At 68.7% G+C, this 26,038-nt stretch carries 24 protein-coding genes; 16 read left to right on the top strand and 8 right to left on the bottom strand.

What is annotated here, in order from left to right; translation table 11 throughout:
• Positions 1-40 precede the first annotated feature (40 nt).
• Positions 41-976, top strand: a complete 936-nt coding sequence (locus WME89_RS19905) for a LysR family transcriptional regulator (RefSeq protein ID WP_438010700.1) — start codon at positions 41-43, stop codon at positions 974-976.
• A gap of 1,147 nt (positions 977-2,123) precedes the next feature.
• Entirely contained in the window at positions 2,124-3,932 is a 1,809-nt protein-coding gene (locus tag WME89_RS19900) for a glucuronyl esterase domain-containing protein (RefSeq protein WP_438010699.1), read from the top strand.
• A gap of 198 nt (positions 3,933-4,130) precedes the next feature.
• On the opposite strand, the gene WME89_RS19895 is transcribed toward WME89_RS19900, so the two are convergent.
• The gene (locus WME89_RS19895; RefSeq protein WP_438010698.1) at positions 4,131-5,069 is read right to left on the bottom strand and encodes a substrate-binding domain-containing protein; all 939 of its coding nucleotides are present in this window, start codon (positions 5,067-5,069) and stop codon (positions 4,131-4,133) included.
• A gap of 464 nt (positions 5,070-5,533) precedes the next feature.
• A complete protein-coding gene (locus tag WME89_RS19890; protein ID WP_438010697.1) occupies positions 5,534-5,785 on the bottom strand; it encodes a hypothetical protein in 252 nt (83 codons plus the stop codon).
• A 1,319-nt stretch (positions 5,786-7,104) separates the two neighbouring features.
• Between WME89_RS19890 and WME89_RS19885 the strand changes: the two genes are divergently transcribed.
• From WME89_RS19885 to WME89_RS19855, 7 genes are all read left to right on the top strand, one after another.
• On the top strand, positions 7,105-8,001 hold the full coding sequence (locus WME89_RS19885; protein ID WP_438010696.1) for a TRAP transporter substrate-binding protein: 897 nt from the start codon (positions 7,105-7,107) through the stop codon (positions 7,999-8,001).
• A gap of 129 nt (positions 8,002-8,130) precedes the next feature.
• Positions 8,131-9,549 carry a hypothetical protein gene (locus WME89_RS19880; RefSeq protein WP_438010695.1) on the top strand — a complete coding sequence of 473 codons (1,419 nt, stop codon included), beginning with the start codon at positions 8,131-8,133 and terminating at the stop codon, positions 9,547-9,549.
• Positions 9,550-9,713: 164 nt separating this feature from the next.
• The gene (locus WME89_RS19875; protein ID WP_438010694.1) at positions 9,714-11,780 is read left to right on the top strand and encodes a TonB-dependent receptor plug domain-containing protein; all 2,067 of its coding nucleotides are present in this window, start codon (positions 9,714-9,716) and stop codon (positions 11,778-11,780) included.
• Positions 11,770-11,901 (top strand): hypothetical protein, encoded by a 132-nt coding sequence (locus tag WME89_RS19870; RefSeq protein WP_438010693.1) that lies wholly within the window; start codon positions 11,770-11,772, stop codon positions 11,899-11,901. Before WME89_RS19875 ends, WME89_RS19870 begins: the two co-directional genes overlap by 11 nt.
• A gap of 110 nt (positions 11,902-12,011) precedes the next feature.
• Positions 12,012-12,383 (top strand): response regulator, encoded by a 372-nt coding sequence (locus WME89_RS19865; protein ID WP_438010692.1) that lies wholly within the window; start codon positions 12,012-12,014, stop codon positions 12,381-12,383.
• A gap of 132 nt (positions 12,384-12,515) precedes the next feature.
• The gene (locus WME89_RS19860) at positions 12,516-13,070 is read left to right on the top strand and encodes a YfiR family protein (RefSeq protein ID WP_438010691.1); all 555 of its coding nucleotides are present in this window, start codon (positions 12,516-12,518) and stop codon (positions 13,068-13,070) included.
• Positions 13,071-13,582: 512 nt separating this feature from the next.
• Positions 13,583-14,221, top strand: a complete 639-nt coding sequence (locus WME89_RS19855) for an NADPH-dependent F420 reductase (RefSeq protein ID WP_438010690.1) — start codon at positions 13,583-13,585, stop codon at positions 14,219-14,221.
• A gap of 157 nt (positions 14,222-14,378) precedes the next feature.
• Here WME89_RS19855 and WME89_RS19850 read toward each other — a convergent pair whose 3' ends face one another.
• Together WME89_RS19850 and WME89_RS19845 are read right to left on the bottom strand one after the other, a co-directional pair.
• Positions 14,379-15,431, bottom strand: coding sequence for an NAD(P)-dependent alcohol dehydrogenase (locus WME89_RS19850; RefSeq protein WP_438010689.1), 1,053 nt, complete (start codon positions 15,429-15,431; stop codon positions 14,379-14,381).
• 148 nt (positions 15,432-15,579) lie between these two features.
• A complete protein-coding gene (locus tag WME89_RS19845) occupies positions 15,580-16,059 on the bottom strand; it encodes a hypothetical protein (protein WP_438010688.1) in 480 nt (159 codons plus the stop codon).
• Positions 16,060-16,174: 115 nt separating this feature from the next.
• Here WME89_RS19845 and WME89_RS19840 point away from each other — a divergent pair, with 115 nt between their 5' ends.
• The 4 genes from WME89_RS19840 to WME89_RS19825 all read left to right on the top strand — a co-directional run bounded on the left by WME89_RS19840 (position 16,175) and on the right by WME89_RS19825 (position 20,035).
• Positions 16,175-17,227 (top strand): hypothetical protein, encoded by a 1,053-nt coding sequence (locus tag WME89_RS19840; protein ID WP_438010687.1) that lies wholly within the window; start codon positions 16,175-16,177, stop codon positions 17,225-17,227.
• Positions 17,228-17,262: 35 nt separating this feature from the next.
• Entirely contained in the window at positions 17,263-17,955 is a 693-nt protein-coding gene (locus tag WME89_RS19835; RefSeq protein WP_438010686.1) for an RNA polymerase sigma factor, read from the top strand.
• On the top strand, positions 17,952-18,902 hold the full coding sequence (locus tag WME89_RS19830; RefSeq protein WP_438010685.1) for a hypothetical protein: 951 nt from the start codon (positions 17,952-17,954) through the stop codon (positions 18,900-18,902). The genes WME89_RS19835 and WME89_RS19830 overlap by 4 nt, the downstream gene beginning before the upstream one ends.
• Positions 18,903-19,228: 326 nt before the next feature.
• Positions 19,229-20,035 (top strand): hypothetical protein, encoded by an 807-nt coding sequence (locus WME89_RS19825; protein WP_438010684.1) that lies wholly within the window; start codon positions 19,229-19,231, stop codon positions 20,033-20,035.
• Here WME89_RS19825 and WME89_RS19820 read toward each other — a convergent pair.
• Entirely contained in the window at positions 19,998-20,246 is a 249-nt protein-coding gene (locus WME89_RS19820; protein ID WP_438010683.1) for a hypothetical protein, read from the bottom strand. The genes WME89_RS19825 and WME89_RS19820 overlap by 38 nt on opposite strands.
• 303 nt (positions 20,247-20,549) lie before the next feature.
• Between WME89_RS19820 and WME89_RS19815 the strand changes: the two genes are divergently transcribed.
• Genes WME89_RS19815 through WME89_RS19805 form a run of 3 tightly spaced genes read left to right on the top strand, consistent with a single transcriptional unit; the run spans position 20,550 to position 21,588 of the window.
• Positions 20,550-20,879: an ArsR/SmtB family transcription factor gene (locus WME89_RS19815; protein WP_438010682.1), complete on the top strand. Its 330-nt coding sequence runs from the start codon at positions 20,550-20,552 to the stop codon at positions 20,877-20,879.
• Positions 20,876-21,322 (top strand): SRPBCC family protein, encoded by a 447-nt coding sequence (locus WME89_RS19810; protein WP_438010681.1) that lies wholly within the window; start codon positions 20,876-20,878, stop codon positions 21,320-21,322. Before WME89_RS19815 ends, WME89_RS19810 begins: the two co-directional genes overlap by 4 nt.
• Before the next feature lie 47 nt (positions 21,323-21,369).
• Positions 21,370-21,588 (top strand): hypothetical protein, encoded by a 219-nt coding sequence (locus WME89_RS19805; RefSeq protein WP_438011949.1) that lies wholly within the window; start codon positions 21,370-21,372, stop codon positions 21,586-21,588.
• A gap of 109 nt (positions 21,589-21,697) precedes the next feature.
• Here the strand turns inward: WME89_RS19805 and WME89_RS19800 are convergent, their stop codons facing one another.
• The 3 genes from WME89_RS19800 to WME89_RS19790 are packed head-to-tail and all read right to left on the bottom strand — an operon-like array spanning position 21,698 to position 25,965.
• Entirely contained in the window at positions 21,698-23,728 is a 2,031-nt protein-coding gene (locus tag WME89_RS19800; RefSeq protein ID WP_438010680.1) for a hypothetical protein, read from the bottom strand.
• 42 nt (positions 23,729-23,770) lie between these two features.
• Entirely contained in the window at positions 23,771-24,259 is a 489-nt protein-coding gene (locus tag WME89_RS19795; protein WP_438010679.1) for a hypothetical protein, read from the bottom strand.
• An 11-nt stretch (positions 24,260-24,270) separates the two neighbouring features.
• Positions 24,271-25,965, bottom strand: a complete 1,695-nt coding sequence (locus WME89_RS19790; RefSeq protein WP_438010678.1) for a DUF2330 domain-containing protein — start codon at positions 25,963-25,965, stop codon at positions 24,271-24,273.
• Positions 25,966-26,038: the final 73 nt, after the last annotated feature.

Here is a 26,038-nt window from a genome sequence, read left to right as displayed (position 1 = left end):
TGGGTAGACGGATTTGAGCAGGCGTGCCATGCGTGGGTGCATGGCTCGCTCTCCCGCCCCCCCGCGCGCTGGCGTGCCGCCCGCCGACGTGGACTGGGCCGATCTGCGCCTCTTCCTGGAGGTGGCGCGCACCGGCAGCTTCTCGGCCGCCGCCCGCAAGCTCGGAGTCGAGCAATCGACCGTGAGCCGGCGCATGGCCGCCTTCGAACGGAAGCTCCGGGTGGCGGTGTTTGATCGGCTACCGGGAGGCTCGATGCTCACCCCGCTCGGCGAGCGGCTCCGCCGCCATGTCGAGGCGATGGAGGCCGGCGCCGACCAGCTCGTGCGCGAGGCGAATGGCCACGAGAAGGAGGTCGAGGGCCTGGTTCGCCTGGCGCTCACCGAGTCGATCGCCGTGCACGGCGTCATTCCGCGCGTTCTCCCGGTGCTCGCCGAGAAGCACCCGCGCGTGTCGGTCCACCTGCTGACAAGCTACGAAGCGGCGGAGCTCGGCCATCGTGAGGCCGAGATAGCCGTGCGCTTCTTCCGGCCGACGAGCGGCGATCTGGTGGCCGCGCGCATCGTCACCCTGCCCACGGTGCCTGTCGTCCACCGCAAGCTCTCGGAGAAGAGCCGCGACGAGCTCGACTGGGTCGGCGTCGATCTGGGCCGCATCCCCACCGTCGAGGAGGACTACCAGAGGCGGCACGTGAAGAAGGCCCCCAGGCTCGTCGTGAGCAGCTACATCGCCCAGATCGAGGCCGTGCGTGCGGGTCTCGGCGCCGCCGTCTTGCCGTGCAGCGCGCTCGATCTGGACGCCGACCTGGTGGAGCTCGATCTGGGTCTACCCGCAGGTCCAGTGCTCGAGCTCTGGCTCGTCACACCCCGCAGCCTGCGCCACGTGCCGCGCATTGCCGCCGTGTGGAGCGCTCTCGAAGAGCAGCTCCAGTTCCTGCACGACGCGCGGCGCGTGCGGGCCCGTCCGCGATCGCGGTGAGTCGCGTGGCCACCGCTGCGCCCACGGCTGGCGGAGGGGCCCCACCGCGGCATGACGCAACGCAGCACGAGGCTCGGACGAGGGCCGGCATCGTCGACGTGTCCGCGCATCCTGCACCCGCCCGCGCCCCGACCCGCAAGCCGAGGTCGGCTGTCAAGCCGCGTTGCACATCGTCGAGACCGCCCCTCTTGCGACAGTGCGCGAAGTGTTCAACAGGCCTGCATTCAGGGTCGGGCTCAGCGCCTGAACCGTAAGAAACGCGAGCTGCATCTGCAAGCACGTGATCAAGGCACCCTGCACCGGGAATGTCTCATGGGGTCGCGCTGCGGTCCGGTGTTCCCTATGGAGGAAGACGCGGCAGGACCGGTTCGAGCATGAGCATGCCGAGCCGCGGAGACGCAGCGCACGACATGCCTCGAGCATCCCGGCACGTTGCGCCCTCGGTGAGGCTACGGCTTTCCCTGTCCCCCGGGACGGGGATTCCGGCCAAGGAAACACGGAGAGAGCCACATGATCGAGCCCGGTATGTGGGGCGAGATCCACGTGGTCTCATGGTGGATCCGCCACGCATCGGCGGGCTCGGCGGCCGAGAGATGCGGCAGGGTCCGGGGTCCCCAGGCATCGTCATGCAGAGGTGCTGTACAAGGTCACCCCGACGGTCCAGTGCGATTCTTCGTGGAGCTTCACCGCAAGGGAGGAATGTGGCTGTACGCTTCACGGCAAGCTTCACGTCGAAACATCTGTGAGAAATAAAAGAGCCTTGCCTTCCGGCACGCATCTGCATAAATGGTCCAATCCCCCTTGGCGACCTGGGCCGTTTCCGGCCGGGCGCTGCCGACTCGGGGTGAGGTTACTGCCGGGATGCCTCGCTTCTTGCGGCTGCGCGTCCGAGCTGCTCTTGCTTCCTCTGATGCCCGGCCTCATCTCGCAGGGTATCCGCGATGTGAGTATCGCTCCGACAAACATCATCCATGCCAGGCATGTGGTCGGCACAGGTCCGCGGGTGCAACCGTGATCAAAAGCACGCTGGCCGGGAATCTTGATCTCTAACCGATGGAACGGGAGAGCTCGCAGGCGTCTCGCTGGTTCACATCCCCTTCTTGAGAGGATGCCCGCGGCTCAAACGGTCCGAACATGGAGAACCTGAATGCGCATCACTCGCTTGCTTGGCTACATCTCTGCTTCGCTCGCGTGCAGCCTGACGGCGTGCACCGGTGAGTACATCGAGGACGAGGACATCGACATGCTGGACTCCGGGCTGAGCAGCCCGGACGGCACCATGTCGGCGGAGCTGGTACTTCAGTCGCAGTGGGGTAGTGGCTACTGCGCGAACGTCACCGTGAAGAACACGAGCACCAGCCGGACCACGGCCTGGGGGATGGTCGTCGCGCTCAATGGCTCCACGGTGAGCAACTCGTGGGGCGCGCGGGTCACGCCGTCGGGCGGACAGCTGAGCGCGGCCAACGAGACCTACAACGGCGCGCTGGGCGCGGGCGCGTCGACGAGCTGGGGCTTCTGCGCGAACGGCACCGGGAGGCCTTCGCTGGTGTCGGTCAACGGCAGCGGCGGGTCGAGCGCGTCGAGCAGCTCCAGCAGCTCGAGCAGCACGGCGAGCAGCTCCAGCAGCAGCACTTCGAGCAGCTCCAGCAGCACCTCGAGCAGCTCAGGGACAGGCGGCGCAGGCGGCGCGGGCGGCGCAGGTGGCGCGGGCGGCGCAGGTGGCGCGGGCGGCGCAGGCGGCTCGGGCGGCGCGGGTGGCTCGGGCGGCTCGGGCGGCTCGGGCGGCGGAGGCGGCTCGGGCGGGACCTTCGTGGAGGATCAGGGGACCGATTGTGCGGTCTCCAGCCTGCCGGAGGCTGGGTCTCTCCCCGCCATCGCCAAGCTGCCCGACCCGTTCAAGAAGCTCGACGGGACGCGCATCGCCGCCAAGGCCGACTGGCGCTGCCGAAGGCAAGAGATCAAGAAGCAAGCCGAGAAGTACATCTACGGCACGAAGCCGCCGAAGCCTGAGAGTGTCACGGGGACCGTCTCCAGGACCAGCATCACTGTCAACGTGTCTCATCAAGGCAAGAGAACCAGCTTCACTGCCAGCGTCGAGCTGCCCACGACCGGCTCGGGTCCCTACCCCGCGATCGTCGGCCTGGGGGGAGGCTTCCTCGGGTTCCCGTTGAACACCAGCCTCGTCAAGGGCGAAGGCGTCGCCATCATCAACTACGATCCCTACGCGGTTGGAGCCGAATCCGGGTCGCGGAGCGCCAAGCGAGGGGCGTTCTACGACATCTACGGCTCGAACAGCACCACGGGCCTCCTGGCCGCGTGGTCCTGGGGCGTCAGCCGGATCCTCGATGTCCTCGAGCAATCGGGCGGTACCATCCTCAAAGCAGATTCCGTCGGGGTCTCGGGGTGCTCCCGCTTCGGCAAAGGGGCATTCACGATCGGCGCCTTCGACCAGCGCATCGCCCTGACCCTGCCGATCGAGTCTGGCAGCGGTGGCGTCCCGATCTGGCGCGGGATCCCCGGGGAAGGAGCCCAGAGCCCGAGCAGCGCCTACGGCGAGACCTACTGGCTGGGCGACGCGTTCAATTCGTTCACCAGCAGGGTCACGTCGCTGCCTCTGGACACGCATGAAGTGGTGGCCATGGTCGCGCCGCGTGGCCTCTTCATCATGGATAATCCGCACATCGCGAACCTCGGTCCCAAGTCTGCGCACGTGGCCGCTCTGGCCGGCGCAGAGGTGTACAAGGCGCTGGGGGCAGGGAGCAACATCTCCTATATCTCGGCGGTGGCGGACGGCTCTCATTGCGCGCAGCGCCCCGAGTGGAACGAGCCCCTGCGGCAGAACATCCGCAAGTTCTTGACGAAGACTGGAAGCAGCTCTGGCACCATCTCGGCGGCGAGCAGGGCGACCGGCAACCTGTCAGAGTGGAGAGACTGGACCACTCCGACGCTGCCTTAGTCGTCATCGAGCTCCAGGCCCGGCGCCAGGCGCCGGGCTTCCTCGTGTCGCCCGCTCCGCGAGCCGGTGAGGAGCACGTTGCCCGAGGAGTCCACCGCGGAGCCCTCGGCGCGGGACTCGCCGGGGAAGAGCCAGCCCGCGTCCGGCGGTGGGGTGCCCTCGTAGGTCCGGCTCGCGGGGACCCAGGGGGCGCCCCGCCTAGTTCGACTCGGACAGGAGCTCGCAGGCGGTGAGGCCCCCACGGAAATCCTGGGCCTTCCAGTTGGCGATGGCCTCGTCCACGTTGTTTCCACACACGACGTCGAACCCCGAGTTGAAGAACGGTTCGAACCGGCGATCCGTGGTCAACATGTCGAACGTCATGAAAACGACGTCGTACCCCCAGCCGAAGAGCTTCTGGCCGATAAGGGCGTTGGTGAGCCCGTCCTTCAGGTTGGGCAGCGAGGTGTCCGTCACGTCGAAGCCCACGGAGACGATCTCCCCCGAGCGCTGCCGGGACGACCATTTCGGTGCCTTCTGGGCCAGATCGAGCTCGCGCAGCACGCGCCCGCGCGCCAGGTACCAGCCTTTGATCTCCGGGTGAGCCTCGGTGACCTCCTCGAGGAGCTGGGCGCACCCGGCCTTTTCCATGACCTCGACGGGACCGCAAATGACGGACGTAGAGATTGATAACGAGTCGTGCTTCCCGATCTCGTCCTTGAACGCGTTGATGCGCTCGATGTACGCCCCGGAGGTGTCCTCGGAGGTCATGATCGCGATCTGGCCAGAGTACCCCATCAATTTCGCCAGCAGCCTGGCTGCCGTCATCGATGCGTCGATGGTGTCGATGCCGTAGTACGTGACGCGGTCGCTGTCGGGTGCGTCGCTGTCGAAGGTGAGCGTGGGGATGCCGCGCGCTGCGGCCTCGTTGATGAGCGGCGTCGCCGACGGAGGATCCAGGACGCTCATGTTGATCGCGTCGACGTTCATGTCGATGGCTTCCCGCACCTTTGCGGCCTGCAGCTCCGCGTCCGCGCTCGCCGGCTCGACGAGGAGCACCCTCACCTCCCGGCCGCTGGCGCTGGTCAGGTCCCGCCCAGCGACCAGCGCGGCTTGCCTGCTGAGGTCGAAGAACGGGTTGTCCGCCGCTTTGGACATCCAGGCGATGGTGATGGGTTCCTCCGCAGGGGTGCCGCCGCAAGCGACCGAACCGAGCGTGAAGGCGAGTGCCACCGACCAGCGCAACACGGTATGCATGGAACCCTCCCGACGCCATGCAGGGTACGTTCCTGCACTATACGCCAAGAAAGCTGTGCGCCAAGAGAAAAGCAGAATACCCTCTGAAGAGCCGCGGTGCTTGGACGAGTGAGCTGGACTTGTGTCCCCCGCGAGCGCGCCAGGGCACATGATCCCGAACGACTGCCCCGCCGGACGAGCACCCGTCCGGCGCACCCTGTCTCCTACGGGGGGAGAGAGGGGCCCGGAGGTGGCACGATGCCGGCCCGACGCTGGCTGCTGGCGCTGCCGCCAGCCTCTTCACCGCGATGCCCCGGGCCGAGCGATGCAACGACGGCGGCTCGAGGCATCCTCGATGCCACGACACTGCCGACAACCCCCCTCCACTATTGCGCGATTGCGCGGATCGAGTCGAGAAAGTAGTAGGATGCGTCAATCTTGTTCGCCGGCACCACGTCGAGACCGATATCGAATCGGGCATCGCCCAGCATCTGTGTGGCAAGGATCTGCTTGGTTGCGTCGAGGAGGCAGGTGTCGGGGATCCGGTTTCGCTTCGGCGCTCGGTTGGCTTTCGATATCTGGATCGACGACATCTCGTTCGTGACGTGAGCGGAAGCCCGGCATGGCACGGTGCGCATGCAAGCGGACTCCTTTTCTCACGGCTCCCGTGGCGCCCGCAGTTCCGCCATGGCGTCGCCAGGCATCATCGCGGCAAAAGGTTGGTCGCCCGCGCCCGCCTCCCCGGCACAGGTCTGCTGCTTGCCGACAGCACTTCGGAGGTCGTGTATACCGGGTCGGAGCCGGGAGCGTGTACGGCGCCGGGGGGCGGGTGGCCGGGACGGAGCGCTGCGCTGGACGCGTCGGCGGCAACCTGGGTGCGGGCGGCGGCCCTGGCGGCGCTGGGGGCGACCTGGGTGCGGCGGCGCTGGGGGCGCGGGGGGCGACCTGGGTGCGGGCGGCGCTGGGGGCGACCTGGGTGCGGGCGGCGGGCCCTGGCGGCGCTGGGGGCGACCTGGGTGCGGGCGGCGCTGGGGGCGCGCGGCAACCTCGGCGCCGGCGGCGAGGAAGGCCGCGGCGATGAGCCCCGGGCCGAGCAGCTACGGGTCTGCACCGCGAGCGGACAGCCGCCTGCCGGGAGGGCGCGCCGGGCTTCGCGACGGTGTCCAGCGCCGGAAAGTACTCGGTCGAGGGGGACGTGAACCGCGCTGAGCCCACCGAGCTGGAGGCGCTGATCAGGGGCGAGGACGTCGGAAGGCGCTTGCGCTGACTCGCCTCCCGCGGCCGCTCCACGCCACACCGCGACGCCACTGTAAACTGCCGCCGTCAACCCGTGTCAACCACGGGTTGACAGCGCACACGGGGGCGCTCGTCCGGCGGGGGGTCAGTCACGCGCTCCCGCCGAAACCGACGAGGTCTCTCCTCTTGCGGGCCAGCCGCGTCTTATCTCTTGCGGGCCAGCCGCGTCTTATCGCGCTGGCTCGCCGTGTGCATCGAGCCGTCCAGCGCTCGCCATCGTGAGCTGACGATGAGGACGGCACACGTCGCCACATGCAACGTCCGGTGTTCGTTCCCGTTGCTCACGCCCCTCGACTCCCGCGGCGTGGCCGTGCCGGGCCGACCATGGCCCGAGAGCTCGGGCACGATGGCGCTGCGAGCGAGCCTCTCGACGCCGAGCGAGATCATGCGCGTCGGTTCACATGGACTCGAGACAGCGTGCCAGGCGGCCGCCGTCGCCGCGAGCCATGGAAGCGCCGAGACGATTGCGTCAAAATAAAATGACGCTTGAAATGCACACACGATTGATTATTGTCCTACACACGGATTGCGGTCCCTGGAAACGCTCGTGAGGAGTGCACGCATGACGCATCGTGGGACGCTCGCGGTAGCCGCTTTTTCATTGTTCGTCGCTTCGCTGGCTGCACCTGCAGAAGCGCATCGGCCCGCATATACGGTCCGCGTGGCGACGCCGTTTGCCGCGGGTCACATCCTCGCCGACACGGCGAACAAGTTCAAGGAGCTGCTCGAAACGAAGACGAACGGAAGGATCACCGTCCAGGTGTCGACCTCGGTCCTCGACGAGCAGACCATCGATCCGGCCATGACGAGCTGCGCGGCCGAAGAGCGCGTCGCGGATATCATGCTCACCGGTGGCCAGCCGATCCAGGACTGGGCTCCCCGGTACTTCTTCTTCAACGGTCCTTACGTCATCCGCGACTACGAGCACTTCCAGAACGTCTGGGGCGGCGAGCTCGGGCAGGAAGCGCAGGACCTTCTCCTCGCCGGAGGCAACCTCGAGACGCTCGGCACCGTGTACCGCGGCTTCCGTCAGTTCACGTCCAACGCGCCCATCAACGGCCCGGCCGACCTCGTCGGCCTGGACCTGCGGCTCCCTCCGGTGCCGGACTGGATCGCCGTGTGGTCCTCGCTCGGCGCCGCGCCCGTTCAGGTCCCGCTGACCGGGATCCACGCGGCGCTGGCGAACGGAACCGCGGATGCATCCGAGGGCGACCTCACCCAGATTCGCTCGCTGAACCTGCACGAGGTGCAATCGCACCTCTCGCTCACGAACCACCTGGTGGGCTTCGGCCTCGTGCTGGCCAACGACTGCTTCATGGACGGGCTGTCGGCCGGAGACGAGCTGAAGCTCCGCAAGGCCATGAGGAGAGCCGTGAAGTGGGGCTCCGCGGACATGGCCGCCCGTGAATCCACGCTGCTCGCCGAGCTCGAATCGCTCGGTATGACCGTGGTGACTCCGGCCGCGGCGGCGGTCCGCGCCGCGGCCGAGCCCGCCATCGACAGTCTGTTTGCCACCAGGTGGAACGTCACCACCTGGAGCGAAGTCCTCTCCTACTGATGAGATCGGCTCCGGTGCTCGCGTGTCCGCGTCCGCCGCGCGCGGGTGCCGAAGGAGGGCTGACGCTCCCCGCGCTATCTGCGGCGTCCCCACGACGCTCCGCGCAGCGCTACAAACCGAAGAGACACCATGCGGAAATGGTTGATCCCCATGCTCGTCACCGCCCTGCCAGCATGCTCCAGCGGCGAGGATCCCGGTGCGAAGGGCGTCCTTCAGCTGGGAGGGGTCGTCGACCGCACCGGCGACATCGCCAACCCGAACTGGTACTCGGCCATCGTGATGGCGCAGGACCAGATGAACCACGCTCTTGACCGAGCGGGCTACAAGGATCTGGCCTTCGATATCACGCTGAGGGACTCCAAGAACACGAAGTCGCTGGCCATCTCGCTGGCGCAGGAGCTCGTGGAGGGCGGAGCGAAGGCGCTCGTGCTCGACTCCAGCCCGAACACGGAGGGCGTGGCGAGCCTGAGCTATGACCCCGACCCCGCGAGGCGGGTGGGCGTGCCCACGGTGTCGATGGCGGCCTCGTCGCCGTTCTTGAACAACCCTGACGACCAGAGCACGGATCCCGTCGTGCGGGCAGCGCGGCGCGACGCGGATGGCTGGGTATTCCGCACGTCCATGAGCGCCTTGCCCCAGACGCGGGTCATCATGAACATCCTCATGCAGCGGGGCATCGCCGACAGGGAACAGCTCAAGATCTCGGTCCTCGGACCGAAGAACGCCTTCGGCGTCGGCTACGTCTCGGCCCTCGCCGACGCAGCGAAGGACGTGCGCTCGCCGGGCGCTCCCGCGCCGATCGTCGAGGGGATCTTCTATGTGCCGAGCGGCGCTGGAGGCGTGCCCACGGACTACAACTTCGCGGATGAGCTCAACCGTCTCGTCGACGATATCACGGAGCTGACCGACGCAGACGGCAACAAGGTCGGTGAGGCCGCGCCCAGGAGCCCGCCCGACGCCATCATCGATGCGTCGAACTCGGGTCACAACATCAACGTGACGAAGAACTACAGCGGCTCCATGCCCCTGCTGCACCATGATACGTTCCGGCGCGCGCAGGTCGTCGAGGGGCTCGGGAGCGCCGGCGACGGGCAGGAGGGCACTTCACCCGTTCTGTTCGAGCCAGGGCCGTCGGGCGAGGCGTTCGTCCGGGCACTCGAGCGCGTCGGCGCGTTCGAGCTCGGCGCCTTCGACGCGGTAGCTTATGACGCCGCGGCCGTGCTCATGCTGGCGTCGCTGGTCGCGTCCGCACCGCTCCAGGACCCGACCGCGGTGACTCCGGCACAGATCCGCGACGCGCTGACGAAGATCAACGAGCCGTCCGGGGACGTCGTCCGCCCCGGCGGTGACGGGTTCGCACAGGCGATCTCGCTGGTCGCCGAGGGCAGGCCGCTCAACTACGAAGGAGCCTCTGGCAGCTGCGACTTCGATGCCGAGGGCGATGTGCTCATGAAGGTCGCGCGCTGGAAGATCGAGCAGCGGATGTTCCGAGATCTCGACATTTTCGACTGCGTCCAGCCCACGTGTCCGCTCGTCCCGAACCCGTGACCCGATCTCGTGGTGACAGCATGACGAGTCGGGCGTATACGGTTCGAGCTCCCGTGTTTGTGGCTGCGCTCATGGGCGGAGCGACGCGCGGCGCGAGCGCACAGCAATCCAGCGCGCCGCCTCCGCAGGCGACCTCGGTCCATGAGACAGCTGCTCTGGCACAGATGTCGCTGGAGGAGCTGCTCAACGTCCAGGTGGTCACCGCGAGCGGCGGTGAAGCAGAGGACAAATCGGTCGCCGCCGCGAACCTGGTGGTCATCAGCAAGGAAGAGATCAGGACGCGCGGGTGGCGCTCACTCGTCGAGGTGCTCGCGAGCACCCCGGGGCTGTATGTCGTCGACGACCTGGTGCTCCCATCCGTCGGCGTGAGGGGGGTAACCGGCGGGCTCCGAGCGGGCTCGCGGATCGTCAAGGTGATGATCAACGGGCACTCGGTGATTTTTCAGCCCGATCTGACGGCGCTCCTGGGGCCGGAGTACATCCCGATCGAGTGCGTCGAGCGAGTCGAGATCGCGAAGGGTCCCCTGTCGTCCCTGTATGGAGCCAACGCCTTTCTCGCCACGGTGAACGTCATCACGCGGAATGCCAGCGACGGCGCGTCCGGGGCGGCGCTGTCCGCGCGAGGCAACTGGATCTCGAAGCAGCCTGGCTACGGTGGGACCATCCTGGCGCACCAGGTGACGGGCAGCTTCGGCATCCTCGCCGCGTACAGCTTCGACCGCATCGATCGTTCGGGCCTGAGGATCGAGCGTACGTTCCCCGGGCAGCGCCCGGAGCTCCCGGCTTACGCGCCGTTCTTCTCTGACGAGAGCCGGAACGACATCGCTGCGCCTTCGAGCTTCTACGCCCAGCTGAGCGTCGAGACCGACGCGATCGGCAGCCTGAGGGTCCAGGGGGGCTTCCAGAGGCTCGATTCCATGGGGGAGTTCCAGCTCAACTCCGCGCTCACCCACGGCTCTCGGTATTCTCTTCAGAACGCGTGGGCGAGCGTTCATCACGACAAAGCGTGGACGCCGCGCATCGCGACGCAGCTCTCGGCCGGCTTCTCGCGCGGCGCGCCGACCAGGGACGAGGAGCTCTTCCTCACGGGCGTCCGCGCGACGTCGTTCCGCCGCAACTTCTCGTCGACCGCGTTCCAGGCGGGAGCGCGCGTCGATGCGTCGCTCGCAGCGGACATCACCCTGAGCGGCGGCGCGGACGCCATCGTCGACCTCGCCGACGTGCTGTATTACACGGAGATCTACCGGTCCGACCTCGGCGGCCACTCGAGCGGCGACGAGGTGGACCTGGTGTCCGATGAGGATCTGCGCACTGCCATGCTCTCGACGGGGGGCGCCTTCGCTCAGATACAGGTGGACCGGCCTCGATGGCTCGAAGGGCTCCACCTCTCTGGAAATGCCCGGCTCGACAAGCCCAACCAATGGGGTGCACAGGGGTCCTGGCGGGCCTCCGCTGCGTACCGCTGGAACGACAGCCTCGTGACGAAGCTCATCGTGGGCAGCTCCTACCAGACGCCATCGGCCGTTCTCCTGTATGGCTTGACGGGCTTCGGCCGGAACAATAATGTCATCGGCAGCGAGACGCTGCCTTACGTGCCGCCGCTCGAACCGCAGAAGAGTCGCTCGGCCGAGCTCGTCGTGAGCGGCGGGCTCTCGATGGTCCTGTTCGAAGCCGCCGTCTACGGCCAGGAGATCGCCGACCGGATCGAGTTCACGTCGCTGGGCGCGAACTTCGTGGGGCGCAACCAGGGCGATGAGACGCACGTGGGCGCCGAGCTGAGCTTGCGGCTGGCCCACGATCGGATCGCGCCTTACGTGAGCGTCGCGGCGAACAGCCGCGTCGCCCACGTCGAGGACGGGAAGCTGGTCTACGAGACAGACACGAAGCTCCCGCTGTATCCCTTCATCTTCGCGCTGGGTGGCGTCGACATCCGGATCCCCGAGATCTACTCCAACATCAACGTCCACGCGAGGATCGTGGGCGCGCGAGTCGCCGCCCAGGGCAACGTCTTGCAGAACGACGACGAGCCGTACACGTTGCCGGCCTATGCCACGGTCGACGTCACGCTCGCGAGCGTACGCGCGGATCTGCTCGGTGATCGCTCGGAGACGGCGGCGAGCCTGTCGGTCAAGAACCTCTTCCACCAACGGCACTCGGAGCCCGGATTCGGGGGCTTCGACGTCCCTTCTATCGGGCGGAGCCTGACGGTCAACGTGACGCATGGATTCTAGGCGCCGCCTCTACCCGAGCCTCTGGATGATGATCGTCGTGAGCGTGCCGGCGCCTGCCGGCGCGCCAGCGGCCATGCTCCTCGCGTCACGCGAGGACAGAGCCGTCGAGCTGGGGCCGTGAGCGACCGGCGTACCACCAGTCAGACGAAGCCGCCGACCGCCGGCGCGCCGGATGATGCAGACCCTGCGCCGAGCGCCTCCGCGCGCTCTGTGATTCCTCCGAGCGGAGCGATGACCGCGCCTGTGGTCGTCATCGACGACAGCGAGATCGCGCGCGAGGAGGTGTCCCGTATTCTGCGGGATGCAGGCTGGCAGGTCATCGCGCTGCCGTCTCCCATCGGCGCGACGCAGGCGATCGTGCGATATCAGTCGCGCGTCGTCATCGTCGACGTCTTCATGCCGACCCTCCGGGGAGACCGGCTGCTCACCCTGTTCCGGAAGAACCCGCGGCTCGGGCACCTCAGCGTCATCCTGATGTCCGGGCATTCCGAGCGGGAGCTCGAGCGCCTGCGGGCGGAAGCCCAGGCGGACGCGGTCATCTCGAAGCGCAACCTGCAGCGCTTGCCGGCCATCGTGAGGTGGCTCGCCAGCAAGGACCGCTGACGTGGGGACCGTGGTCGCCATGCTGCACTCCCCCTCCCTGCCGCCGAGCCCGCGGCGGCGCGCCTCGCAGCTCCGCCGAACCGTCTCAACACTGATCAGAGAGGCACGATGTCTCCGAGCTCTTCAGTCCGGATGTTGACGGCGGTCGCGATCCTCACGACGTGCAGCAGCGAGGGGCTCTCTGCGCCTGCCGTTCCCCACGAGCTGCGCGGAGCCATCCTCCTGCGGTCGATCGGCTATGAGAGCGGATTCGCCAGCAGGACGGGCGCAGCGGTGTTCGCGGTCGTCGGCGACGAGTCGGGCGAGAGCGCGGAGGACGCGAACGCGATGACGGCCGTGCTCTCGAGGCTGGCGGCCAGGACCTCCGTGGCCAGGCGGCCGGCCACCGCCGTGCGCGTGACGTACGGCTCCAAGGTCCAGCTGCAGGAGGCGCTGCGCAACAGCGGGGCCGAGGTGGTCTACGTGGCGCGCGGCCTGTCCTCGATCATCCCCGAGATTGTGACGCGCGAGGGCTCCGTCGTCCGTATCATCGTGTGCGGCGACGGTGATGACGTCAAGCGCGGCTGCGCCGTCTCCGTGGGGCTGGCCGGCACCAAGCCCGAGCTCTTGCTCAATGTGAAGTATGCGAACGCCATCGGCCTGCGCTTCGATCTACAGCTCCTCCGGCTCGCGCGCATCGTCGAATGAGCCCCCCGGAACGTCAGCCGCCGCGACTCCGGCTTCACGTCGCCTGCGAGGGTCGAGCGCGGCGAGCGCCTGGATGTTCGGGGGACACGAGAGCTGGGCCATCGGCGAACAGCCCTGTGAGACGGGCTCTCTTACCGAACCGTCAGCGACGAAGGATGCTCGTCGCCGACCGTCACCGAGAGGTTATGGACCATGATGCAGAAATATGCGCGCCATGCGCCGGGCGCAATCGCGGCCGTTCTCTTGACCATGCTGGCTGCTGGCCCTGCGGGCTGCGGGGGATCCGATCACGATCCCCACGGGGGCGGGGGGCCGGGGCGCGAGGACATGCCACGGGACGTCTGGTCACCGCGCAGGAAAAGCGAGCCCGAGTTGGCGGGGCCGGACGAACGGCCACGTATTTCCGACAAAATGTCATGGTCGCGCGTCGCGCCGCCTCCAAGAATGTAGGCCCGGCCCCCCGCACGAAAGCGAGAGGCAGTGTCCGGAGCGATCGATCGCTCGAAGGGAGCGTGGACGTGAAAATCGGCGTGATCGGCACAGGGAACATGGGACGTACGTTCGGCCTGCTCTGGGCGTCGAACGGGCACGACGTCCTCTTCGGCTCGAGGGACCGCGCCAAGGCCGAGGCGGTCGCCGCAAAGCACGAGCGGGCGCGCGCGGGCGACTTCGACGACGCGGCCGCGTTCGGCGACGTGATCCTCTACACGGTGCGCGGCGTGTTCCCGTCGACGCTGCTGCGCGCCCCGCAGGCGCTGGCCGGAAAGGTCGTGATCGACTGCAACAACCGCGACTTCGACTCCCGCATCGATCGCCCGACGCCGGAGGTCTCGCTGGCCGAGCGGCTCGCGGCGGACGTGCCGCAGGCGAAGATCGTCACGGCGTTCCAGACGATCCCGCACGTGGTCGCCGAGCTCGGGCGCGACAAGCTCGCCCCGCAGCGCATCTCCGTCTTTTTATGCTCGGACGACGCGGCCGCAAAGGCCGCCGTGCAGGGGCTCGTCGATGAGCTGGGCCTCGTGGGCATCGACAGCGGCGAGCTCAAGCGCGCCCGGCTCCTCGAGGCCGTGGGGGATTTCATCCGGCTCCACATCGGCGCCAGGGGCCACGGTATCTACACGTCGCTCTCCATCCAGCCCGTGCAGAGGTGAGCAATCTTGCTGGCGAGATGCTCTTTCACTCCACAGCCGGCGGGGGGGACAGGTCTAGTCCGCGCAGGGAGCGGGTGCGACGGCATCCGACCGCGACGCCCCCGGTCATCCCCGTCGAGCCCGGCGGCCTGCGCCCCCGCGCGGGGCGCGAGGGCGCTCAGGTCGCGGAGAGCGACGCGCTGTCGATGACGAAGCGGTAGCGCACGTCGCCCCGAACCATCCGCTCGTACGCCGCGTTGATCTGCTGGACAGGGATGATCTCGACATCCGAGACGATCTTGTGCTTGGCGCAGTAGTCGAGCATCTCCTGCGTCTCGGCGATCCCGCCGATCATCGAGCCGGCGAGCCGCTTGTTCCCGGCGATGAGGGAGAACGCGGCCACGGGCGTCGCCTCCGGCGGGACGCCGACGAGCACCATCGCGCCGTGGGGGCGCAGCATTCCCAGGTACGCGTTGTAGTCGTGCGGGGCGGAGATGGTGTCGATGAGCAGGTTGAAGCGACCGGCCAGCTTCTGGAAGGTGGCCTCGTCCTTCGTGACCTCGAACGCGCTCGCGCCCATCCGGCGCGCGTCGGCCTCCTTGGCGCGCGACGTGCTGAGCACGGTCACCTCCGCGCCCATCGACGCGGCGAGCTTGACGGCCATGTGGCCGAGCCCGCCGAGGCCCACCACGCCGACGCGGTCGCCTCGCTTGCAGTTCCACTGGCGCAGCGGCGAGTAGGTGGTGATGCCGGCACAGAGGAGCGGCGCCGCGCCGGCCGGGTCGAGGCCGGCCGGGATCTTCAGCGCGTAGTGCTCGGCGACGACGATCTGCGACGAGTACCCGCCCTGGGTCGGCGTCTTCCGGTCCATCTCGGTGCCGTTGTAGGTGGGGGCCATGCCCCGCTCACAGAACTGCTCCGTGTTCCCACGGCACGGCTCGCACGCGCGGCACGAATCGACGAAGCACCCCACCCCGGCGAGATCGCCGACCTTGAGCTTCGTGACCTGATCGCCGACGTGCTTGACCCGGCCGACGATCTCGTGCCCCGGCACCATCGGAAAGATGGCGCCCCCCCACTCGTCGCGGACCTGATGGATGTCGGAGTGGCACACGCCGCAGAAGAGGATCTCGATGAGAACGTCGTGCGGCCCCGGATCACGTCGCTCGATCGTGAACGGCCGGAGCGGCTCCTTCGCGGACACAGCAGCATAAGCGGGAGTCTTGAGCATGAGGCTGTCCTTTCGCCCGGGAGTTTGCGCTCTGCGTCGCGCCCGTAAAACCCCTATTTGCTCTTATTTCGCTCGCGCGCTCAGGGCAGCGAGGCGACAACCGGGCTGAGCAACGGCCCATGATCCGAGGCGCCCGCCGAGCGCGGCCTCAGAGCAGCCGCACGGGGAGCCGGGGCGCCACGATCTTCACCAACGTCGCCACCGGGTAGACCGACGCGTGCCCCGTGCCCGGCGCGTCGCTGCGCGCCTGCTCCAGGCTGAACGCGAGCACCGCCGACTGCATCTGGATGCCGGCAAGCATGCCGGTGAGGGTCCCCATGGGGATCCGGAGCAGCCGGTGGCCGACGAGGAGCGTCCCGAAGGCGAGAACCGCGGTGGTAACCGCGCCGCTCCCGATCAGCGCCGCGGCACCGCCTTGCTGCAGCGTGCGCGCGAACGAATAGCCAGAGGAGCTGCTGGCCGCGGTGGATGCGGCCGAAGAGCACGTGCAGCCGTGCCGCTGTCGGATCTCGCCGGCCGGCACGCCGAGCGCCTCGTCGCGGGCGACACGCACGGTGACGTTGGTGAGGCGCTGCCCGATCGTCCCGGCGTCGAGGCGGCTCTGCAGCTCGGCGTCATGGGCTGGCACATCTCGGCGCCCGGCATGACGCGCCGATCGGTCCGGCCCCGCGCTGGGCAGTGCGTTCGGCGCCGAGCGCGCCTCGGAGCTCGTTGGCCCCGCGATTGTATCGGGCTCGGCGTCCATGTTCACCTGGCGGCGCGTCCCGACGGCGGTCCCCTTCCTTTGCGTGGCGCTCGCCGTCCGGGCCGGGGCGGCGCAGGAACACCCCATCGCGCTCACGTGGCAGGCGCCCGACACGTGCCCTTCGAGCGCGGCCGTGCTCCGGGAGGTCGATCGCCTCCTTGGCGGGAGGCCGCGGGCGAACGAGGGGCAGCGGCTCGTGGCCAGGGCGCAGGTCACCCGCGCCAGCGATGGCCACTTTGCGCTCACGCTGCGCACGGAGACCCGCGACGGCACGGGCGAACGCGCGCTCAGCGCGCCGACGTGCGAGGCGCTCGCCGGCGCGGCCGCGCTCGTCATCGCGCTCGGCTTCGACCCGGCGGCGGTGACGACCGGACCGGCCGAGACCCCCACGGCGGGTCCGCCATCGCCATCGCCCGCCGCTCCAACCGCCGCGCCGCCCCCAACCGCCGCGCCGCCAGCGCCTGTCTTGCCCACCCCCGTCGCTTCCGCCCGCGTCGACGCCGCTGCCCGTCCGGCGCTGCCTCCCACCTCGCCTGCGCCCTTCGGCCTCGGAGCCGGCGTCGGCCTCGGCGTCGACGTGGGCGCGTTCGACGGGCCTGTCCCGGTGGTCCGCGCCTGGGCGACGCTCCTCGTCGCCCGCCTCCGCTTCGACGCGGCGCTCTCGTACGTGCCGACGACGTCCATCGCCGTGCCGGAGCGCCCTGCGGCAGGCGGCCGTTTCACCTTGCTGGCAGGCTCGACCTCCGCGTGCTTCACGCTGCGCTCCTGGACGGCGGCCACGACAGCGGCCTGCGCTGGCCTGGAGCTCGGGCAGATCTCCGCGGAAGGCTACGGCGTCTCGCGGCCCCGCGAGGGCCACGCGCTCTGGATCGCGCCACAGGCGAAGCTCGACCTCACCCTGCTGATCGCGCCGCCGCTCGCGTTGCGCCTCGACGCGGGCGTCGAGGTGCCCCTCGGCAGGCGGCCCTTCGTCCTGGAGAACGTCGGCGTCGTCCACGAGCCGTCCTCCCTTGCGGGCCGCGCGGGTCTCGGCGCCGAGGTCCATTTTTGATCATGGATCCGGGCGCGCGACGTCACTCAACGATCATGGCTTCCTCCAGCGCGGCGTACGCGCGCCCGCATCCGCTCGCCGGCCCTCTCGCTGCCCCCCCGGCGGGCCGCGGCGCCGGCGCCGGCGGCCGAGCGGTCGCGGAGGGCCGCGCGGCCGCGGAGGGCACGGCGCGCGCTCCTGATCCGGTGCACCCGCCGTGCTTCGAGGCGCTCTACGACGAGCACTTCGCCTTCGTGTGGCGCAGCCTGCGGCGCCTCGGGGTGATCGACGCCGCCCTCGACGACGCCGTGCAGGACGTGTTCCTCGTCGTTCATCGGCGGCTGGCAGAGTTTGAGGGGCGCTCGTCGATGAAGACGTGGCTCTTCGGCATCGTGCTCCGCGTCGCGCGCACGCACCGCCGCGCCGCGCTCCGCGGGGGTCCGCGCGGGCACGCGGCCGAGGCGCCGGCGGACCCGGAGGCGGTCGCCGGCCCGGAGGCGGATCAGCCGGATGCGCGGACCGAGCAGGCCGAGGCTGTGCGCATCCTCCACGAGCTGCTCGACGACCTCGACGAGGAGAAGCGCGAGGTGTTCGTGCTCGCCGAGCTGGAGCAGATGACGGCGCCCGCGATCGCGGAGGTCGCAGGCATCAACGTGAGCACGGTGTACTCGCGCCTGCGCGCCGCGCGGCACGACTTCGAGCAAGCCGTCCTGCGGCACCGGGCGCGGGGCACGTGGAGGTGCGCGTGAAGCCGCTCAGCCGCGATGCTCGCCGGATCATGGACGCAGCGCGCTCCGCCGAGGAGCCATCGAGCGCCGATCGCGCGCGTATTCGCGAGAAGCTCCTCCGACGCGCGGGCGCCCTCGCCGCCGCGCAGGCGACAGCCTCGGCGACGACCTCGACGGCCTCGGCCACGCTCCCGGCGGCGCCGTCTGCAGTCGCGGGCGGCGCGGGAGCGGGAGGCGCGGCGGCCACCGGCGCGGGAGGCATGGCGGCCACCGGCGCCGGCGCGGCGGTCCCGTTCGCGGCCGGCGGACTCGGCGGGCTGCTCGCGAAGATCGGCGCGGCGGCCGCGTTGCTCGGGGCGCTCGGCGGCGGTGCCGCGGTCGCGCTGCGCGAGCCTCCAGCCGCGCCGGCCGCGCGGCACGCGGCGGTTCACGTCACGCGCATCACCGAGGCCGGGATCAACGCACCGCCCCCTGCGCTCGCCACGGCAGCTGCACCCTCCAACACCGCGGCTGCAGCTCCTCCGGTGCCGCCGCGGCTCCCCGCCGCGCCTCCGGCTGCGGAAGCGTCTGGTCCCGGCGAGCCTTCGCCGGTCACCCCGACGCCCGCGCGGCGCGTACCTCCAGCGTTCCCGGTCGGGTCGGACGCGCGAGCGCCCTCTGCGGCCAGCGCCTCCGCGTCTCCGGCGGGCAGCACCTTGCCCGGAGAGCTCGCCCTGCTGCGGGGCGCGCAAGGCGCCCTTCGCGCGGGCGACGCGGGCCGGGCGCTCGCGCTGCTCGAGGATCACGCGGCGGAGTTCCGCGACGGCGCGCTGCGAGAAGAGCGCAGGGCCGCGCGCGTCTTCGCGCTCTGTGCGCTCGGCCGGATCGACGAGTCGCGGGCCGAGGCCGCGCGCTTCCTCCGCGATGCGCCCCGCTCCCCGTTGGCCGAGCGCGTGCGGGCGGCATGCACCCGCGCCGCCGCGCCCTGACCCGCGCGCGGCAAACGCGCAGCTCGGCCTGCGACCGGGGCGGCGGTCTCGCCGGACACGAGCGCTGACGGCACGAGTGCCCCGAGGCATCCGACGCCCCCAGAGCTCGATGGACTCCACCCCGAGCGGTCCTCTCCATTGCTTCACATCCAGCGCCCTGGTCCTCCGGCGGACGTCCGGCTGCGCGCCAGCGCAGCCGTCTTGCGCAAGGACGCGCGGAAAGACGATTCGAAGATGGATCCGCCGCGCTCCAGTCACCCATCCAATGAAGGCCGGCGCAGAGAGCGGCCGGCTGAATACGCGCTCATTCAAGGAGACACAGGACCATGAACATCTCCAGCAAACATCGTATCGCCATGGCGCTCGCGCTGCTGGCTCTGCCGGTGCTCACCGGCGCCAAGGCGAACGGCTGCAACGACCCCGTGGTGATCGGCGGCGATGGCGGCAGCGGAGGAGGCGATGACAGCCCCGCGTGCCCGGGGTTCGAGCGCCTCGCGACGCCCGAGGAGCTCGCCCTCACGCCGATGGACGACCCCGGGGCCGAGGTGCTCGCCCGGGAAGCGACGCAGTCGTTCATCGCGCCCCTCGACGTCTACGAGCGGGTGAAGCGTGATCTCGCCGCCATCCACGCCATGGATCCAGATCTCGCCAACATCTCCGGCGCGCATCGCTCGCTCGTCGAGCTGGGGATCGGCTGGACCGAAGCCGGCAAGGCAGCGATAGACGCCGGGACCTATCATGCGTGGGACTGTCTCAATGAGTATTACGGAGCGACCTCGTTCACGAACTTCGATCGGACGCCGGTCACGTTCCTCCGGTTCGCCGGCAACTTCGACATGGAGATGCTTGCGCGGGAGTACGCGAAGCTGCCGGAGGTCGAGTCCACGGACGCGGCTGGGCTGTCCGGAGACGGCTCCACCGCATGCCTGAGCATCGACGGCGAGGAGTACAGGTACATCCTGGATCTCGCCAGCGGCGAGGACTGCATGGCGGGTTGCTCCGACCACCTGTACTTCGGCTTCTCGACGACCCCGGACGGGATGGTGACGCCCCTCGGCAGCCATGCGAACTCGGATTCCGCCGTGCCCGCCTGGTTCACGGAGCTCGAGGATTGCCGCAGCAGGCTCTACTGAGCGCCCCTCGGCGGCGAGCTCGCGGTTCACCGCGCTGCAGAAGCCGGCCAGCCCGAAGGCCTTGCGGGCGAGAGGATGGCGTCACGGGCCACGCCCCTCGGTCGGCTGCTGCAAGGCGGCGGATGACCTCGGTCCGTCGCTCAGGTGGCGGCGCGTCCAGCCCGAGCAGCTCCGCCATCCACAGGCCGTCGACGGCGAGCCGGACGACCACCCGCTACGCAGGCGCGCGGCGCGTGGATTCATCGTCTCCGGCGTCGGGCGGAGCCATGGAGACGAGCCCTCCATCCTCCGCACCGAGCGTGCGGCACCTCGTCGGCGGAGCGGTCTCGCCCGCATTCCCGGCGCGCGTCGGCTGCGCGCACAGTCGGGCCAGTACGGGCCTTTCCGTGTCAAATTGTGCCAGCAACGCAAAATTCCAGCGTCAAGACCGAGGGGCAGAGCCTGACCTACCGCCGATGCCGAGCGGCCGGATCTGCGCGCTTGACCAACCATAAGCCTTGGCTTATGGTTGATCATGCAGAGCGCGGCGGTGGCCGAGAACAAGATCTTCCAGGCGCTGGCGGACCCCAGCCGCCGGGCGATCTTCGAGGCGCTGACGCGCGGCGAAGCGGCGGTGAAGGACCTCACGGCGCGCTTCGACATCTCGCAGCCGGCGGTCTCGCAGCACCTCGCCACGTTGAAGGACGCCGGCCTGGTGAACGGCCGGCGCGAGGGGCGCTGTGTCTACTACCGGGTGGAGCCGCGCGGGATGAAGCCGCTCATCGACTGGATCGCGCATTACCGCGCCTTCTGGACGGAGCACGTCGATCGCCTTGAACAACTGCTGGAGAACATGGACGAGTGAACCTCATCGACAAGACCGCCTCATCGCAAACCGACTCCATTTCGTTCGAGTTCGATCTGCGTCATTCGCCGGAGAAGGTGTGGCGCGCGATCACCGACCCCGTGCTGCTCACCGAGTGGCTCCTGCCCGTCGCCGGTTTCAAGCCCGAGCCGGGGACCGCGTTCACGTTCAAGACGCAGCCGTACCCCGGGTGGGACGGCACCGTGAACTGCCGGGTCCTCGAGAGCGAAGCGCAAAAGAAGCTCAGCTACGCGTGGGTCGTCGGCGACATGGAGATTGACACCGTCGTGACCTTCACGCTCACGCCCACGGCGTCGGGCACCCGCCTCTCCCTCGTGCAGTCGGGCTTCAAGCCGGAGCAGAAGCAGAACTTCGGCGGCGCGCGCTACGGCTGGAGGATGATGGGCGAGAAGCTCGTCGACCTGCTCGAGAGGAACCCATGAGCGCTCAACTTCAATCGGCTTCGGGCTCGTCTTCGGAGGACGTGCCGTTGAGCTGGAACAACTGGGTTCGGCAGACCCACCGCTGGCTGTCCATCGCCTTCACGGTGGCCGTCATCATCAACATCGCCGTCATGGGACAGGAGAAGGCTCCGGTCTGGGTGGGCCTCCTGGCGCTGCTCCCGCTCGCCTTGTTGCTGTTCAGCGGTCTGTACTTGTTCGTGCTGCCGTACGCCACGAGGTGGCGCCGCGGGCGACGTACTGACTGAGCGCCCCCTCGGTGCACGAGTCAGGCGCTGCGGCCGGTCGCTCGCTCACGGCTCCTCATACCCGCCAGGACGGGAGCGTCGCGGTCGGGCACCGTCATCGTCGAGCCGTCTACCGGTATTGAGCCAGCAAGATAAGCCTCGACCACGCCGGATGCTTGGCACCCATCACTGACCAGCCGCCCAGACGCATATCTTCCTTCGCCAAGCACCGCGACATTTCCAGCACAGGCCCCGGAACGCCACGGTACTGCCGAAACAGCAGTGGCAAATCCCTGCTGGGAACATGCTCAGAAATAGAATAAGAAGACCACTGCCCGTCGGAGCCGACGTATGAGGTAAATGTCGCGAACTGTAGTCGAAGCTGAATCCATCCCGCGTCGTGGATCACTGGTTCTGCGGCAACGAGGTCCACGCTCTGCACACGGCCTTCATCGGCAGCATCGAGCATCCACTCATGATTTCGTAGCTTCACAAACAATGCTCTTGCGACCGCGCCTTCATGCGATTCGATATCCTCGCGCTCCTCCGCGCTCAACCATTGGTCGACCCGGGAACAATCATCGACGTCAAGGACAATGAATTCACAAGACGTGTCAGGGTGAGCGCCACCAGCATAGCGCCAGTCACTTTGTGTCACCAGAAAGTAAGGACCAACTGACCCGCGAATTGTGACGCACCGGTCGTATTCAAAGTATTCGCAGTGCGCGAGCGGCGCTGGGTCGGTACTGGCTAGCGGCATGCGAAGGCCCGTCTCGTGCTCGACGAGCGCCAGATCGACGAGATGAATGGCCTTTCGGGCATCACGAGCGGAAAATTCTCTACTATCCTCCAGCCATCGGGAGAGCACGTCCTCCGGCAAGATACATACAGGACGGCGCTCCTTGCGGAGCTCCCACAGGCGCTGCGTGGTCGCATGCAAGAGGCCAGAGATTCTCACCCGGCGAGCGCCGGCTGTTGCATCGGCCGGCACTGCGAAGGTGACGTATTCACCTGTTCCGCGTTCTTGTGCCCACACCAGATAGGAATCCTCCAACTTGATCGGAGGATTTCGCTCGAACGACACCATCTTGGTTTCAGCTGTGCCTCCGCCTGCCGATCCAGCTCCACGGCGCGCCGCGCTCCCGCGCGAAGAGAGATTTTGTCGCGCGAAGGCAATCACACACTCAGCAGAGGCACGCGCGGCGAACGGCTTGAAGTGGTCATTTTTCTCGCCATCGGCATGGTCCATGACCCCTTTACCCACAAGGAAATAATCTAGACGGCCGAGCTCTGCTATTGCTCCGACAGCAGAAGCCTCCATCTCGAGGCCGATCACCTTACGCATCGAAGCTGAAAGCCGATCGAAGACCGAGGTGTCTTCGCGCACCGAGTTGCCGCTGGCGATGGGCCCGACGTGAATCTGAAACGCGGTCTGTGGTGCTTCGCCATCCGGATTCATGAGCTGGTGCTCGTCGAGCGCGGTCCGTCCTGAATCGGTCAGCGCGAGCCCGGTAGCGGAGATCCATTGTTTTGCGCGCAGGTACTCGAGCGTAGCCCTCCAGTTCGGGCAGCGCAGCGCGCGTTCCGGCGACGCCTGAGGACTCCTGGCCGAAGATAGCTCCGAGAGAATCCAGATAGCCTGCTCTTCGAGCGGCTTCGGTCGCTCAGCCAACCAGGATGCCGACGGTGGTATGACCATCCTCTCCGCCGCTTGCTTCCATCTCGGGTCCAGGTTCCATGTTTTCATGTCACCGTAGAACCGCTCTCTCTCCACTCCGTCCTGTCCTCGCTCCCGCACCATCTTGCCAGTGTCGTAAGTCCACACGCGATCAGCGAACACAACGTCGCCTAACGATACTATACCACGTCGTCCGGCGCATACCCCGCACATCGCCAGGCATCGCGGCCTCCGCGCCAGTATGGCTGAGACGGCCGCATAGGTGGTCGCTTGTCCCCCCATCTCGAATGCCTGAGTAACGGCGACCCCAAGGACACCGCCATCGGCGGCCAAGAAGTCTCTCGTGGCCGTTCCAAGGCCGCGATCGTCCTGGAACTCGGTCCAGCGGTCTGCGGGCACGCTGCCATCCTCGACACGAAGCACTGCGTCGTACTCGTCTTTGGTGGCTGTAATGATTAGCAGATCTATCTCGTTATTCGCCATACATGTCGAGCTTCAGGTCTGTGCGCCCAACTATCAGTCCGACTACGGCCGCCCAGCACATGTCTCGTCGCCGCCCCATCGGGGGCGCACCTGCCGCTCGCCGGTCGCGACAGCGCCTCGCGCGTCGAGGACCACCCCCCTGACCTGGAGGGTATGGCCGATGGCGCAAGCAGGCTCGCGGAGCACGGCCGGCCATCCGATGAACTCGCACCGGCCGTCCTCGAGCTCCGTGAGCTCGATCCTCCCCCGGCTGGTCGTCGCCGAGGAGGGGTCGCCGATCACGGTCGTCGTGACCTCGAGCTGGACACCCTCGGGCTCCAGGCCGAGCGTCCGGACGCTGGTCCACAGGTGCCAGCCGCCCTGCGCGCCGTGCGCGAGCTCGACCTCCTGGCCGTCGGCCAGCGGCTCGAACTGCCACTCGCCGGTGCCGAGCTCGACGATGCCCTGCGCCGGCGCCTCGCCCCCGCCAGCGCAGCCAGGAGCGAGCGCGAGGAGCACGACGAGACCGGCGGCGGAGGTCGAGCCGGCCACGGCGTGGACCCCTAGGAGCGCCGGCGGCGACGCACGGCGAACAGCAGCCCGAGCAGCGCGCCGCCGAGGCCGCAGGCGCCGCCAGCATGACCGCCGGCGTTGCAGCCGCCAGACGCGGACTCGACGGCGGGCGGCGGCACGTCGACCGGTCGGCCACCCGGCAGCGAATCGGGCAGCGGCGGAACGCGCCCGTTGTAGAAGGACGCGGGGACGGGCTCGTCGGGAAACACGCAGGTCGTCGCCCGGCTGCCGTCGTCGGCGATGGCGCCTACCGCCACATAACCTGTCGAGCAGCGGCAGGTCGGCGTCATGTTCATGGGCACGCACTCGCCGTTCGAGCCGCAATCGAACGTCGCACAGGGATCCGCGAGCGGCGGCGCGTCAGGGAGCGCCCGGTCACCCGGGTTGAGGAACGACATGCGGAGGTCCTGACAGGTCACCGTCGGGCGACCCGACGGATCGAACGTGGTGCGCGCCGTCGTCCCGGGCACGCACGCGCAGGCGGCCACGGGCTGGGAGCCGGCTGCGACCTCGACGATGCGGCACAGGCCGCCCGCGCCGCACGCCGCAAAGTCGCACGGCGACGCGGCGGCAGCGTCGGCGCCCGGGGCGACGCACAGGTCGCGGCCTTCGACATAGCGCGGGAGCAAGCGGACGTTCGATACCTCGGGACCGTCGGTGCGCCGGAAGAGCGGATCGACGGTCATCTCCTCGGGCGACAGGCGGGTATAGAGGCGCGTGATGGTCGTGTTGCCCTCCAGGAGCGGCAGCAGCGCGTCGCGCGCGGCCAGCTGCGCATCGTCCGAGGTCATCGTGTTGCGGACCTGCTCGGCGATGCTGGCCGTCGGCCCGCTCATCTCCGTGACGAAGCCGCGACCGCCGGCCTCGTCGACGCCGCGCGCGACGAGCGCCGTCCAGTTCGTCTGCATCGGCCACGCGTCCGGCCTCCAGACGATCTGGTCGTCGTCGATCTCGACGTCCGGCCAGTTGGCCGGCCCGTAGCGCCGGTCGCCGAGGAGCATCACGGTGATGCCCATCTCCGGCTCGGCCGCGATCGCCGTCAGCCGGATCGGGATCGACGGCGACCCCGACGGGAGCGTGAAGCGGAACGGCTGGATGTCGCTGACCTCGGCGTCCGGCTGGAGCCGCAGCGCGAGGAACTTCATCCCCTCGCTCGTATAGATGCGGATGTACGGCGCCATCGCGTCGTTGACGCGGAAGCCGTTGCCGCGAAGCCAGTCGATGAGCGCCGTGGGATCGGTCGACTCGATCACGGCCACGTCGTACGGCCCTACCTCTGCCCGGACGTGCACCGTGACGCCGCCGTCGTCGACGCCGCCCGCGGTGGGCCCGCCCCCGGCGTTGAACACGGGGGGGTAGCAGCCCGGGTCGTCGGGCCACTGGAACTGCGGGCCCGTCGCTGTATCGAGGGCGGTGAGCGCGAGCTGCGGGAACACGGCAAGGCTCTCCACCGCCGGCACCTCGGCGAGCGGAACCACCCAGGCGAAGTCCGGCGCCGCGCCCGCATACTGGATCTGCGTCACCATCGTGACCGAGCCGTCCTGGTTCGTCGCGAACAGGATCCGCTCCGCGGTCTGGTCCACCGGCTGGCGTCCGCAAAAGAATCCGCCGCACGCCTCGGCAGGGCGTGGCGCTGCCGTCAGCGCCGCCGCCGCCATCACCGTAGCCGCCAACAGCTTGCGCATGGTCCGATACCTCCTCGCCCGACCGATCGGGCGGACGTCCCCAAGCAGACCCAGTGCCACGCTGGAAAGCAAG

Origin of the sequence: Sorangium sp. So ce321 (assembly GCF_051530195.1) — a bacterium.
Taxonomy (GTDB): Bacteria; Myxococcota_A; Polyangia; order Polyangiales; family Polyangiaceae; genus Sorangium.
Note: the sequence above shows the minus strand (reverse complement) of the source record. Positions and strands in the feature narration are given on the sequence as shown.

Bases quoted from the DNA above. Each gene is read 5' to 3' on its own strand.
- WME89_RS19905 (WP_438010700.1), top strand. From the start codon at position 41: ATGGCTCGCTCTCCCGCCCCCCCGCGCGCTGGCGTGCCGCCCGCCGAC.
- WME89_RS19900 (WP_438010699.1), top strand. From the start codon at position 2,124: ATGCGCATCACTCGCTTGCTTGGCTACATCTCTGCTTCGCTCGCGTGC.
- WME89_RS19895 (WP_438010698.1), bottom strand. From the start codon at position 5,069: ATGTCCAAAGCGGCGGACAACCCGTTCTTCGACCTCAGCAGGCAAGCC.
- WME89_RS19890 (WP_438010697.1), bottom strand. From the start codon at position 5,785: ATGCGCACCGTGCCATGCCGGGCTTCCGCTCACGTCACGAACGAGATG.
- WME89_RS19880 (WP_438010695.1), top strand. From the start codon at position 8,131: ATGCGGAAATGGTTGATCCCCATGCTCGTCACCGCCCTGCCAGCATGC.
- WME89_RS19875 (WP_438010694.1), top strand. From the start codon at position 9,714: ATGTCGCTGGAGGAGCTGCTCAACGTCCAGGTGGTCACCGCGAGCGGC.
- WME89_RS19870 (WP_438010693.1), top strand. From the start codon at position 11,770: ATGGATTCTAGGCGCCGCCTCTACCCGAGCCTCTGGATGATGATCGTC.
- WME89_RS19865 (WP_438010692.1), top strand. From the start codon at position 12,012: ATGACCGCGCCTGTGGTCGTCATCGACGACAGCGAGATCGCGCGCGAG.
- WME89_RS19860 (WP_438010691.1), top strand. From the start codon at position 12,516: ATGTTGACGGCGGTCGCGATCCTCACGACGTGCAGCAGCGAGGGGCTC.
- WME89_RS19850 (WP_438010689.1), bottom strand. From the start codon at position 15,431: ATGCTCAAGACTCCCGCTTATGCTGCTGTGTCCGCGAAGGAGCCGCTC.
- WME89_RS19840 (WP_438010687.1), top strand. From the start codon at position 16,175: ATGTTCACCTGGCGGCGCGTCCCGACGGCGGTCCCCTTCCTTTGCGTG.
- WME89_RS19835 (WP_438010686.1), top strand. From the start codon at position 17,263: ATGGCTTCCTCCAGCGCGGCGTACGCGCGCCCGCATCCGCTCGCCGGC.
- WME89_RS19825 (WP_438010684.1), top strand. From the start codon at position 19,229: ATGAACATCTCCAGCAAACATCGTATCGCCATGGCGCTCGCGCTGCTG.
- WME89_RS19815 (WP_438010682.1), top strand. From the start codon at position 20,550: ATGCAGAGCGCGGCGGTGGCCGAGAACAAGATCTTCCAGGCGCTGGCG.
- WME89_RS19800 (WP_438010680.1), bottom strand. From the start codon at position 23,728: ATGGCGAATAACGAGATAGATCTGCTAATCATTACAGCCACCAAAGAC.
- WME89_RS19790 (WP_438010678.1), bottom strand. From the start codon at position 25,965: ATGCGCAAGCTGTTGGCGGCTACGGTGATGGCGGCGGCGGCGCTGACG.